The organism is Flavobacterium collinsii, from assembly GCF_946903285.1.
In the GTDB taxonomy this organism is placed as follows: domain Bacteria; phylum Bacteroidota; class Bacteroidia; order Flavobacteriales; family Flavobacteriaceae; genus Flavobacterium; species Flavobacterium collinsii.
Genome location: NZ_OX336425.1, coordinates 4,605,875 through 4,618,795, shown reverse-complemented (window position 1 = coordinate 4,618,795; position 12,921 = coordinate 4,605,875). Strand labels below are relative to the sequence as shown.

The following is a 12,921-nucleotide window of genomic DNA, read 5'->3' as shown; positions in this document are numbered from 1 at the left end:
ACTTATTGATGTATTCGGACTTCAAAATAATATTAGACATTTATATGGACCGTTATACAAATCAACCTTTTTGGGTAGCTGATGCCTTAGATAATTGTGCCAAATATTCTTGAATTTTAGAGACTACAGTATTACAATTTTTAATAGCCGACAAATAATGTAGGATTCCAATCATACTGTTTGTGGCATCAACGGTAGTTTCTACTTTTTTTAAAGTATCTGTTTCGTTGCCAACAGCCGTTATTTTTGTATAGGTTTCAACTATATACGGTTGTGTTCTTCTCAATTCCAGTATTGCGCTATCAAGCTTAGTACCCATAACGTTAAATGCCAATCCCATTTTAGTGTAAGCCTTTTTAACTTCTTCAATATTATTTGCTTTAGCAGCTGTGTCAAATTCGGTTCCTTTCTTTTGCAGCGATTGTGAAAGCAATTCAGATTTTTTGACAAAAGCAGTTCCATGAGCTATCAAAGCTTCATATTTTTCCTTTGGATACACTTCGCTAAATGACATTGCATTACTTACTTTAGTTTCAGTTCGAGTACTTTCGGTAGTACTATTTTTGTTTTTTTTTAGTTCAACCGAAATATCATTGAATACTTCAAGCAAATTTTTATCTGTGGAAGTGCCGCTAATATTACTTTCAGTTAAAGTAATACTATTTGGATTAACGTAATAATCGTCTATTATGGTTTGACAGACTTTTTCAATTGATGCTAATGTCTCTAGTTTGGATTTAGTGCTCGGTGTGGTTTTATTTTTTTTTAATGTTCCATTTTGGGCATAATTCACAGTAATACAAAGGAATAGTATGTAGGTAAGTTCTTTTTTACCAACCAGTTTTAATCTCATAAGTATTTTAGTTATCGATAGATTTTTTGGGTTTTCAATTCTATAAATATATACATTATTACACTAGTGTCCACTAAAAAAGAAAATAAGTTCTTTTAAATTATTGTAAATCTGTATCTTAATAGTCATTTTTGAGCGTGACGATTTGAAATGATTATTATGTTTGTAAATCAATATTATGAATCTGAATCAAGGTAAATATGTTTTTTCTCAATTGGTTGAATCCCTCCTCAAGGTGTTTTTAACAGGTTAACCAGTAAATAGTTAGGCAATAAATCGGTTAAATATTTTACTTGTTGGAATCAATTAAAAATTAATCGTTCAAATTACGAAATTCTACAAATTTTATCGGCATCATTACTAGACAAAATACCCATAAATGAATTACTTATAAAATCAGATTACAATAATGTCATGAACATAATATTAATCAGTTGGTTTTTAGCGTATTTTAAGTGGATACTAATGAAAAAAACTATTAACATAGAAGATGAATTCTTTTGGGAAATGATATTCTCTGAATTCTGGATCTGCTAACAGAAAGTGGAGACAAAGTTAAGGATGCATTTTTGCACCCTTCACTATTTTAAATGCCTTTATAAAATCGGTAGTGTTACAGATTAGGGCATAGTGTTCTTTCTCATTCTACAGTTTTTGTTAGCACATCCAGAAATAAGTAAGGCCAACAACTGCAAGTGAAAGTATATATAAAAACTTAAAGTAGATAATAAAAGCGACAAGTAGCTTCATCTAATCATGAGATATTAAATTGATTGTGAAATTCCTCAATTGTCAAATTTCCCAGTGCGGAATGCCTCCTATGTTTGTTATAAAAGTTCTCTATATAGCCTGAAATTGAATCTTTTGCTTTCTCTTTTGTGGCATAGGTGTTATGATAGATCAATTCTGTTTTCAGCGTTTTGAAAAAGCTCTCGGCCACGGCGTTGTCAAAGCAGTTTCCCTTTCCGCTCATGCTACGGATAATCTGGCTGGTGCCTTCCAATAGAGAAGCAAACCATAGGCATGCATATTGTGTGCCCCTGTCAGAGTGGAACAGTAATTTCTGGTTACATTCTAAAGGACGGTTAACTATCGCATTTTTAAAAGCCCTGATACTTGTTTCTTTTGCTTTTAGGTTTTCGCTTAAGGACCAGCCTATCACTTTGCGATCAAAAAGGTCTATTACCACCGTAAGATAGAGCCATCCTTCGTCGGTTTCTATATAGGTAATGTCTGAGACCCATACTTCGCAGCACCGGACTGTCTTAAAATCCTGCTCTAGGATGTTCGGTGGCGTCAGATATCTATGAGCAGAGTTTGTGGTTTTTCTGAATTTCGTTTTTGCAATGCTACGCAGATGGTTTTCCATCATGATCTTCGCTACAAACGCCCGGGATACTTTAATGCCGATTGCTGAGAGTTCTTTGGCAATTCTGGGGCTTCCGTATGTGCACTGGCTCCAGTGGTAGATTCGGGTAATTTCAGATGCGATGAAAATTTTATGCACGGCTCTGCTGCTAGGTAGACCTTTCAGCCATTTATAGTAGCAGCTCGGATCGACCTTAAAAACCCTGCACATCTTCCCAACGGGAAATATCGCGGCATGCTCTCTGATAAATTCATATCTTACCCGCCGTTCTTGGAGAAGATGTCTTGAGCCTTTTTTAGTATAGCGCATTCCGTCTGTAGCTCTTTGATCTGCTTACGCATTTTTAGGAGTTCTTTTTGATCAAGAGCGGAGACAGAAGTTTTTTTTGCAACAAACTTCCCGTCTTTGTAAAGCTTCTTCCAATGCTGAAGGGAGTCTACGCTGATATTTAGCTCCTTCGCCACTTCAAGTACCTTTCCGCAGTTGATGCTCATCGAGGCCGCCAGAATCTTGAATCCTAACGTGTTTTTTTTTCTTGTCTTTTTCATAAACTATAAATTTAATTCCTTTTTTTCTTTAGAATTATAGTGTAAAAAAACAAGTCTTCATCCTCATGAACAAAACTGCCTTAACTTTTTGTGGCAAAATTGGAGGCAACTCCAAAAAAAAACAAGCTATTTACCTCTTTTTAGGTTTTTCTCAAAAACCGCCTTAATTTTTTGTGGCAAAATTGAAGGCAACTCCAACCTTGTTTTTTGTGCTAAAATTGGAGGTTCACAGTCTTGTTTCTGTATGTAAAACGTAGCAAAAGACTAAATTCAATACTCAAATTAGTCTGTGTCCACCATAACTATATAACCAATTTATATTTTTGAAATATAAACCTAAAAAAATATTTTTAAATTATACTAATTATATAGAATTTGTATATATTTGTATCGCAGAAAATTTCTGTATGATACTTATCCAGAAAGACTGAGGGAGTAGGCCCTGTGACGTCTTAGCAACCTGTTGCTTAATAAGGTGCTAAATCCTGCCGCTGTAGCGGACAGATAAGAAAGATTTACTCAAAATCTGAATAAGGTCATCATTGTTAAATTTATTTATTTTTTAAAATGAAAACCAAACAACAACATTTGTATGCCAGTTATGAGCTTTTGAATTCAATTTTTGAAGAAAATAGTCTTGCTGGTTTACGAATGCAAAAAAACTAGTTTCTCCAATACATCTTTATAAACAGCATTTACTAAAGCTCTTTTAAAATAGCTCGAGGGAATTCTTTTGTTCAATATTAAACTAAACTAAAATGAAAAAAAACGTACTATTCGATTATCTCAAATTTTTATTAAACAATCAAAATAAAATGAAAAAAATACTATTAGGATTTGCCTTATTACTTGAAGCAACACAAATACAGGCACAAGAAAGTAATTTACAGCTTAAAGGAGTTGTTATAGATACGGTTGCTCAATATGTTTATTTGCAGAAATTTCACAATAAAATGTTTACCACTATTGATTCCGTAAAAGTGAAGGACGGAAACTTCAGCTTTAAGACAAAAGTGAAAACACCTGAATTGTATGGATTGAGTGTAAACACAGAAGATTCTCCATTGTATGTTTTTCTTGAAAAAGGTCCAATTAACGTAAAATTAAGTCCAAAGAAATATTATAGCACATCTGTGGTTGAAGGTTCTGAATCTCAAAATTTATTTGAGTCGTATAGAAAATCGAAAGATATAGAAATAAGTAAATTCATTACGGAAAATCCAAAATCTATAGTTCCAGCTTATGTATTATATAGAAACTGGTCTTACAGATTGACACCGGAACAAATAACTCAGAACATTGCTTTGCTTGATAAAAGCCAGCAAAACACTACATATGTAAAAGAGTTGAAAGAACTGGTTACCGTTTTAGACGGTTTGGCGATTGGTAAAAAAGTCCCTGATTTTATAGCTAATGATCCGCAAGACAAACCAGTTCGTCTTTCTGAAAATTTAAAAGGCTATACTTTAGTTGATTTCTGGGCTTCATGGTGCGGACCATGCCGAAGAGAAAACCCAAATATCGTTGCAGCTTATAAAGAATTTCATGACAAAGGATTTAATATAGTAGGAGTTTCTTTGGATAAAAAGAAAGAAAATTGGATTAAAGGAATTCACGATGATAATTTGACTTGGCTGCACGTTTCTGATTTACTTTTCTGGAATAGTGCTATTGCAAAATTATATGGAGTAAGAGCTATTCCGGGGAATTATTTAGTCGATTCAAAAGGAATAATCGTAGCAAAAAATCTTCACGGAGAAGAATTGCAGACTACTCTTAAATCGCTTTTAGGACAAGCAAATTAATCTTCGAAGATTCTAATAATAAATTTAGTTAATTAAAATGATAAAGGAAATGAATGCGATTGATACAACAACAGAACCAATTGAATTGGAGTGTTACTTCTCAAAATTTAGAGAAAATACAATAGGAGTAAACCACTGCTTTAAATCAGTTTATGGAAAACAAAACCTGCTTTATGCAGATTGGGTTGCCAGTGGGAGATTATACGCTCCAATTGAGGATATTATGCTCCATAAAATTGGTCCAATGATTGCCAATACGCATTCACTTTCTAGTCAAACAGGTCAGACTTCAACCAATGCTTATCAATATGCGAGAGATATAATTAAGAAGTCAGTAAACGCAAATGAATCTGATGTCTTGGTGACTACAGGAACAGGAATGACGGCGGCTTTGTCAAAATTACACCGTATTATGCGTTTACGAAAAAATTACGAAACTGATAAGCCAGTTATATTTATTACGCATATGGAACATCATTCCAATCAGGTTTCATGGTATGAAACAAATGCTGACGTTGTGATTTTGCCTCCAGACGAAAATAATTTGGTCGATTCCAATATTCTTTCTCAAGAAATTAAAAAATACGCTCACAGAAGCTTAAAAATAGGTTCGTTTACCGCCTGTTCAAATGTTACAGGAATTATTACACCTTATTATGAATTGGCGAAAATCATGCATCAAAATGGAGGACTTTGTTTTGTAGACTTTGCTGCTTCAGCACCTTATGTCAAAATTGATATGCATCCAAAAGATCCACAGGAGCAATTAGATGCTATTTTCTTTTCTCCTCATAAATTTCTAGGAGGACCGGGAACCTCTGGTGTTTTAGTATTTAATGAAAAATTATACAAAGCTGAATTTCCTGATAATCCAGGTGGCGGAAATGTTAAATGGACAAATCCTCTAGGTAAATATTGTTATAGCAAGGAAATAGAGGTTAGAGAAGATGGAGGGACACCTGGTTTTCTGCAGGTAATAAGGACTGCTTTAGCTTTAGAATTAAAAGATAAAATGGGAATTCCAAATATTAAAAAAAGAGAAAAAGAACTGCTTGATCTTTGTTTTCTGAGGTTTCAAAAAATAAAAGGTTTGTCCGTTTTAGGAGATTTAAAAACAGAAAGAATCGGTTGTGTTTCTTTTGTGATTAGAGATATTCACTATAATCTAATCGTAAAGCTTTTAAATGATCGTTTTGGGATTCAAGTTCGCGGGGGCTGGTCATGCGCAAGTACTTATGCGCATTATTTGTTTAGTATAAACGAAAAGAAATCAGCAACAATTACAAACGAACTCTTAGAGAGAAACCAAACTAATAAACCAGGCTGGGTACGGTTGTCTCTGCATCCGATTATGACAAATGATGAACTTATGTTTATATGTGACGCGATAGAGCAGGTGGCTTTACATTACAAGAAATGGCAAAAAGATTACGAATATAATTCCGTTACAAATGAATTTGAAATTACTGAAATAAGGGAAATGATTGCTGAAGAGGTAAATGAATGGTTTAAGTTAGATTAAATCATGACCACAATTAAAGTTTAACTATTATTTATATGCCAGTGCATGATCGAGCAGAACTCTTCTTATTTTTATTATCTCTTTAACATTTCGGTAATTTAAGAAAAATTAAGTTTGAAATATACGGACTGAAGAGTATAGATTTTGGATTACAATAACCTTATATATTCATAAACTTTAGTATTTTCATGGGATACCAATGTGAAACGTTACATTCGAAACGGATTATACGATAACCTACCTAATACTACAAAAGCCAAAATTCCCAAATCAAACAAGTACCGTTGGGGACATGAAGCAGCCGACAAGTACCTAGGTTGTGAAGTCGCTAATTTTATAGAAGAAGAATTAGACCTCATAAAACGGACTGGAAAATCCAGAAATGCAAAAAACATCATGGAAGCTTATTTCAAACTTTCTCATACCTATCATGAGATTATCGGTGAAGTAAAAGGAATCAAACGACAAATAGCTTCATAAAAAGAAAAAGTGGTAAATGTTGTCGAAATGATAAAAGGCATAGTTTCTCTTAAAAGTGCACTAAAAGTCTTCAATATTTCAAGAGCTACCTATCATAATTATAAAATATTGGTTATTAATAAATGTGACTCCTCGTATTTTTTGAGGTGTGTCAAACAATATCCGTACCAGCTATTATAAAAGGAAATTTTTCAAATCAAAAAATATATGGAAAATGAAGACTATCTGCATTGGTCTAAATCTTCCGTTTACTTGTTGGCATTACGAAACAAAGAAATCTCTTTTGTTTTGAGTACTTAATATATTCGAACCTCGGCTTCTTAGAGCCTTATTTGGTTGGATTTCTAGTTTTCAAAAACACCATGCGCCACGATTTTGCCACAAAACTTAGAATGATCAATTTTTGAGAACATTATCTTGTTTTAAATGAGCGGTGTAATTCTATTTGAATCAAAAATAGGCAATTCCTTTTGATAAATGCGGGAAATTAACAGGCTTAGTTTTTTTGTGGTAAAATTGAAGGCAACTCCAATAAATATTTTGGAGCCATTTAAATGTTTTGACATGAAATTTAATGATTATAGATCTGAGTGATTACTAGCAAAAATGTGTCAAGTCCACTAAATCCAAAAGCATCTTTGAAGACTGTTTGAAAAGGTCTTGTTCAAGTTTTATTATTTGAAAATCAATAGTTTATGGGGGGGTGTGAGTTTTATTTTTTTTTGTAATTTTAAACGGACAAATAAATTTAATAAAAAGCAATGTGTCTGCAAATCTGCGATATGTGCGAAAAATAGAAGCCCTTCAATAAAAATTTAGTTGTCCCCGCTAACGTCAGTTTGTCTCAAAACCTCCTTTTTTTATTATTTTGAACGTAAATATAGCTGATTTAAACTACAAAATAACTTCCTGTAAAAACTCAATCTGTTGATTGTTTTGAGCGAGTACCCTTTTACTTGTATAAACTAAATCAAAGCGTTTGCAATGTGGCTTTTTAGATACTTACTACTTAATAAAACGTATTAAGAACCTTTTTTTATTAGCCCGCGTTACAAACGCTACAATTATCTTTTAAATATTATGTAGGCACTCGTTGCATACAAGCAATAGAGGGAATAAAAAAATCACTAACCGAATACTCCGTTGATCTGCGATAACACCCAACTGAAACCTCCGCCTGCCAAATTCACATAACAGGTTTGTCCACTGAATGCAATAATAGTTCTACCCGAAGGAGCAGTCACCTGAAAATTTTGTGTATCAACTACATTGGGATTAATGGTGGCGGGATAACTTGTGCCGTTGATGGTGATTTGAACTACCACATTTTGTCCGTACCAGTAGCCTGTTACGTAACTGAAAGCGGTGAGGCCATTTGTGAGATTGATCGGATTATTCCCATTGCCGCCATCACCACCGTGTTGTAATAGTTGTACCACATATGAGCCGTCGCTGCTGGCATTGGTACATTGGATGGCATCCACAACATCTCCGCTACGGATAACGATACTTTGGATAATAGTAGGAGTAGTTTGCGCATTCAAGATGGCTCCATCGTCGAACACAACCACATCCGGTTGGCCGGTCAGGTATGGTCGCATCAATAGTTGCTGACTTTGCTCGAAAGGCCAGTTGGAAGAATCAAGCCGCCAACTCATCATAGTTTGGTAGGGGTATTGCTTACTCTGGTACTGAATCCCAGCAGCGTATTGTTGAGAAGCATAAAGCGCAGTGACACCACTTTCTAAATAAGCACCGAATCCCAATAGATCGGCATTGATACCGTGTGCAATAAATACGCTAGGATTGCTAACCCAGTAACTTTGCAAATTGAACACATCTACATTGGCATTCACAGCATCCGCATTCAGGTTGTTGACATTACCGGACTGGTTAGAACTCGCCGAAATGGCCAGATAATAGGTATCCCCGAAAGCCTTACCCAATGCGTTGAGCCATTGGCCACATTGCTTATGGGAGAGTTGGCTCGTGGGCTGTTCCCAATCAATGTCGAAACCATTGAGGTCATTGTTAGCCAGAAAGTTGGCAACATTGGTCGCAAAAGTGGTCAGCAGGGCGGGGTTGTTGATGATCGTTTGGAGATCTTTGGTGATTTCTTGGGTATAGGCCAGTAAAGCAAATATGGTGATGTCCGGGTTTTGTGCACGGGCATCTAAAACCTGTTGTGCAAGATATGTGTTACTGGTTTGCAGGGTGGGACTGCTAGGGTTACTCATATCCACTCCAAACCAGCCGATGCTCAGGTAATCAAGGGTGCTGTATATCCCGTTGAGCTTAATAGAACTAAAATTGCTGTTGGGTGAGCTGTAGGTCGCGTTTGCTGGATGTAGCTCATTAGTCAGCCACGCACCGATGGCGCCGGTAAAGTTTTTTTTGTTTTTCATGTGATTAGAATTTAAGAGTTTTCTACCTAGTTTTTAATTTCTTTATTAAAAATACCGACTAATAGGCTTTTATAATGCAAAAAATGTAATGAGTACGATTTTTTAATGTATGAGTAAGCATAATCTTGGAATAAGATGCAGTTAATTATTTTAAACGATTTAGAAGAAGAATTAAAGGTTAAGAATCAAAACACAAAATTAGATTATAAAATAAACACAAATTTGTCTTATGGTTTTTCCATTATGATATGCCAGTAGGAATTTGCGGGAATTAATTTGTAAAAAGATAGTTACTAAAGTTTGTTATTCCTTGAGCGTCTATTTGCTTTCTTAATTTTTATCTCAATTGTTTTTTTGTTTTCTAAAAGTTTCGAACCTAAACTCGTCAACGCTTGATTTTACTGAACTTCTAGTTTTTCAAAATAGCGTGTGCCACAATTCTGCCATAGAAATTTCGAGCATTTTTGCAAAGATTGAAAAGTATCTTAAATGCAAAAAACCTGCGAATCCTATGATTTGCAGGTTTTATTATGTTTTCTTAGGTCAAAAAAAAAGTCCTGAAATGTTTCAGGACTTTTTTTGTGGGGAGAGCAGGATTCGAACCTTAAGCTTGAAACCCTTGCCTATACTGCATTTGCTAATTTTTTTTAATCACTGTGCCACGATGTTGCCACAAAACTTAGAATGATCAATTTCTGAGAACATTGTCTTGTTTTTAAATGAGCGATGTAATTCTATTTATATCAAAAATAGACAATTACTTTTGATAAATTAAGAACCTTAGTTTTTTTGTGGCATAGTAAAAGACAATTCCAATTGTATTTTTACGTATAATTCCCAACCAATTCCGGACAGGGCAATATACCCTTACAGTTGTGAATTACTTTCAAAATTGTATTTTTACTTATAATTCCCAACACTTTATATTGAAAATTGATTAGCTTGTTTGTTGTGAATTGCTTTCAAAATTGTATTTTTACTTATAATTCCCAACATCCTTCAACAAACCCACGCTTAACCGCTTGTTGTGAATTGCTTTCAAAATTGTATTTTTACTTATAATTCCCAACATATTTTTCAACCGCTGGTCCAGCATTGCGTTGTGAATTGCTTTCAAAATTGTATTTTTACTTATAATTCCCAACGTATCAAAACTTTTTACCTCTACAGCAGTAGTTGTGAATTGCTTTCAAAATTGTATTTTTACTTATAATTCCCAACTTCATTGTCAAACGAATGACAATTTTCACAGTTGTGAATTGCTTTCAAAATTGTATTTTTACTTATAATTCCCAACTTAGGTTTGCTTTGCCAAGCATCCTTTAGGGTTGTGAATTGCTTTCAAAATTGTATTTTTACTTATAATTCCCAACTAAAGGCAAGAATTTAGTGATTGATCTGGGGTTGTGAATTGCTTTCAAAATTGTATTTTTACTTATAATTCCCAACCTTCTTTTGCTTGTCATACGGATCCCTCGTGTTGTGAATTGCTTTCAAAATTGTATTTTTACTTATAATTCCCAACTTGCAACTGAATAAATGATTTGTTTTTCATGTTGTGAATTGCTTTCAAAATTGTATTTTTACTTATAATTCCCAACCTTCAATTTCTTGTACCGCTTGTGTATCTTGTTGTGAATTGCTTTCAAAATTGTATTTTTACTTATAATTCCCAACATCCTACTTCTTCTTGCTTGTTGGCATAGTGTTGTGAATTGCTTTCAAAATTGTATTTTTACTTATAATTCCCAACTTTATTTATATATTTCACTATATAGTTCACGTTGTGAATTGCTTTCAAAATTGTATTTTTACTTATAATTCCCAACTAGAGAATCTTTTGTTTGAACTTATTGATTGTTGTGAATTGCTTTCAAAATTGTATTTTTACTTATAATTCCCAACTAGCAATTAATTAAAAACTTTTCCGCACTTGTTGTGAATTGCTTTCAAAATTGTATTTTTACTTATAATTCCCAACAATATATTGCTGAATTAAAAGAAGTTGATGGTTGTGAATTGCTTTCAAAATTGTATTTTTACTTATAATTCCCAACCCTCCTTTTTTGTATTTGTTTCGTTCCCATGTTGTGAATTGCTTTCAAAATTGTATTTTTACTTATAATTCCCAACATCCTACCTCTTCTTGTTTGTTGGCGTAGTGTTGTGAATTGCTTTCAAAATTGTATTTTTACTTATAATTCCCAACCTTGTGTAGGCTAGGCTTCGCCTATTCTCCGTTGTGAATTGCTTTCAAAATTGTATTTTTACTTATAATTCCCAACAAGTTTCCATAAACTATGAGACAAATCTAGTTGTGAATTGCTTTCAAAATTGTATTTTTACTTATAATTCCCAACTTTTAAAAATTTTTCTGCATCTACTTTAATGTTGTGAATTGCTTTCAAAATTGTATTTTTACTTATAATTCCCAACTGACCGACAAGATAACCGAGGAAGCAATTGTTGTGAATTGCTTTCAAAATTGTATTTTTACTTATAATTCCCAACATTGCGACGAATAAAAGATTCTTTTCTTGGTTGTGAATTGCTTTCAAAATTGTATTTTTACTTATAATTCCCAACATACCGCGAGTTAATCGTTTGATATGTTGGCAGTTATGAGTTTGTTTAGGAATTGAAAAACAGTTCGATTTAAGGTCTGGATTACAGCTACTTAGATGGTTTTTTAATCCTAATATTAGAAAAGTTCTAACTGTTGAGATGGTTTTTCTGTTTCTACAGGCTTTTTTCCATAAAATAGTTCCATCATTCCAAATTGTTTGTCTGTGATTTGCATCACACCAATTTTTCCATGCTCAGGTAAGCTATTTTTTATTCTTTTAGAGTGTACCTCGGCATTTTCCCGACTAGCACAAAAACGCATATATATTGAAAATTGGAACATAGAAAAACCATCGTCTAATAATCTCTTGCGAAAATTACTTGCAATTTTACGCTCTTTACGCGTTTCGGTGGGTAGGTCAAAAAATACTAATATCCACAAACTCCTATATTGATTTAAACGTGTGTAATGTTCGTCATACATAAATTGGGTATAAAATTCTTCTGGAACTTCCCTCAAAACATTCATGTAAAGAATTGGTTGTTCTACTCATTGCAACCATCAAGGGGCTATTTTTACCATCAATGTTTACATCTATTGTTGCAATATTCAATAATTGTTTTTTTATTTCAATTGTTAACTCTTCATAAGAATCAAATGTTTCCATAATATGGCATACAATCAAATCCACATATGGCCGATAAGGTTCCATAATATCATCAGCGAGGCAATACGCATTATATTTATTGCGATGAAAAATTCCCAATGTCGGGAGCATTCCCGAGCTTACTAATGCTCTTGCTGTAATAGCCCTCAAAATGGCATAACCATAATTGAGTAAATTATTTGGAGGAATACCTTTTTGACCTCTTGTGAAATTCTCTACTTTTATAAGGCTTTGCCAATAATATACAGCAGCCCTGGCTTCGTGATTTAAAGAATCACCCGAGGTTACTTCCTTTGCCCATAATTCCATTTTGCGCATTGGGATTCCTTTTTCTTTTAATAATCCTCCCTGATTTGTTATTTTAGAACTAATAGTTTGTTGCCATAAGTTCTTTTTTAAAGGAACAGAAGCGTTAATTTGATTTTTAAAGCGTTCTGTTTGCTCTGTATGTCCGCTGAGCGGCATTAATAAACCAATAGGTAAATGTTGCTGATCACAATTGATTAAAGCAACATTGTTATGAGTTAGTTTTTCTAACAAACCATTGGTTATTGTAATTTGTTGATTTTCTAAGACAATCACCCCAATATCTTCGATGGCAACTGTTTTGGTCTCTTCTTCCTTATGTGGATAAGAGATTACTATTTGTTCGTTTTTCGTACTTAAATAAGCAGGATTACCAAAAAAAAGGGTGCGTTTTATCATA

General features: G+C 33.7%; 9 protein-coding genes, 1 CRISPR repeat array and 1 riboswitch. Of the genes, 3 read left to right on the top strand and 6 right to left on the bottom strand.

The window, feature by feature from the left end:
* Positions 1 to 61: 61 nt before the first annotated feature.
* From OGZ34_RS18765 to OGZ34_RS18755, 3 genes are all read right to left on the bottom strand, one after another.
* Entirely contained in the window at positions 62 to 853 is a 792-nt protein-coding gene (locus OGZ34_RS18765) for a hypothetical protein (protein WP_263361320.1), read from the bottom strand.
* 754 nt (positions 854 to 1,607) lie between these two features.
* Positions 1,608 to 2,531 carry an IS3 family transposase gene (locus OGZ34_RS18760; protein WP_263361319.1) on the bottom strand — a complete coding sequence of 308 codons (924 nt, stop codon included), beginning with the start codon at positions 2,529 to 2,531 and terminating at the stop codon, positions 1,608 to 1,610.
* A complete protein-coding gene (locus tag OGZ34_RS18755) occupies positions 2,480 to 2,770 on the bottom strand; it encodes a transposase (RefSeq protein ID WP_263361318.1) in 291 nt (96 codons plus the stop codon). Before OGZ34_RS18755 ends, OGZ34_RS18760 begins: the two co-directional genes overlap by 52 nt.
* A gap of 411 nt (positions 2,771 to 3,181) precedes the next feature.
* A riboswitch (SAM riboswitch) is annotated at positions 3,182 to 3,281 on the top strand.
* A gap of 304 nt (positions 3,282 to 3,585) precedes the next feature.
* Between OGZ34_RS18755 and OGZ34_RS18750 the strand changes: the two genes are divergently transcribed.
* The 3 genes from OGZ34_RS18750 to OGZ34_RS18740 all read left to right on the top strand — a co-directional run bounded on the left by OGZ34_RS18750 (position 3,586) and on the right by OGZ34_RS18740 (position 6,577).
* On the top strand, positions 3,586 to 4,575 hold the full coding sequence (locus OGZ34_RS18750; RefSeq protein WP_263361317.1) for a TlpA disulfide reductase family protein: 990 nt from the start codon (positions 3,586 to 3,588) through the stop codon (positions 4,573 to 4,575).
* A 49-nt stretch (positions 4,576 to 4,624) separates the two neighbouring features.
* Positions 4,625 to 6,097: an aminotransferase class V-fold PLP-dependent enzyme gene (locus OGZ34_RS18745; protein WP_263361316.1), complete on the top strand. Its 1,473-nt coding sequence runs from the start codon at positions 4,625 to 4,627 to the stop codon at positions 6,095 to 6,097.
* Between the two features lie 201 nt (positions 6,098 to 6,298).
* A complete protein-coding gene (locus OGZ34_RS18740; RefSeq protein ID WP_263361315.1) occupies positions 6,299 to 6,577 on the top strand; it encodes a hypothetical protein in 279 nt (92 codons plus the stop codon).
* Between the two features lie 1,127 nt (positions 6,578 to 7,704).
* On the opposite strand, the gene OGZ34_RS18735 is transcribed toward OGZ34_RS18740, so the two are convergent.
* From OGZ34_RS18735 to cas1, 3 genes are all read right to left on the bottom strand, one after another.
* Positions 7,705 to 8,982, bottom strand: a complete 1,278-nt coding sequence (locus OGZ34_RS18735; protein WP_263361314.1) for a glycosyl hydrolase family 18 protein — start codon at positions 8,980 to 8,982, stop codon at positions 7,705 to 7,707.
* A gap of 872 nt (positions 8,983 to 9,854) precedes the next feature.
* Positions 9,855 to 11,568: a CRISPR direct-repeat array (repeat unit 46 nt; unit sequence GTTGTGAATTGCTTTCAAAATTGTATTTTTACTTATAATTCCCAAC).
* A 115-nt stretch (positions 11,569 to 11,683) separates the two neighbouring features.
* The gene (gene cas2 / locus OGZ34_RS18730) at positions 11,684 to 12,031 is read right to left on the bottom strand and encodes a CRISPR-associated endonuclease Cas2 (RefSeq protein WP_059118971.1); all 348 of its coding nucleotides are present in this window, start codon (positions 12,029 to 12,031) and stop codon (positions 11,684 to 11,686) included.
* Entirely contained in the window at positions 12,024 to 12,920 is an 897-nt protein-coding gene (gene cas1 / locus OGZ34_RS18725) for a type II CRISPR-associated endonuclease Cas1 (RefSeq protein ID WP_263361313.1), read from the bottom strand. Before cas1 ends, cas2 begins: the two co-directional genes overlap by 8 nt.
* Between the last annotated feature and the right edge of the window lies 1 nt (position 12,921).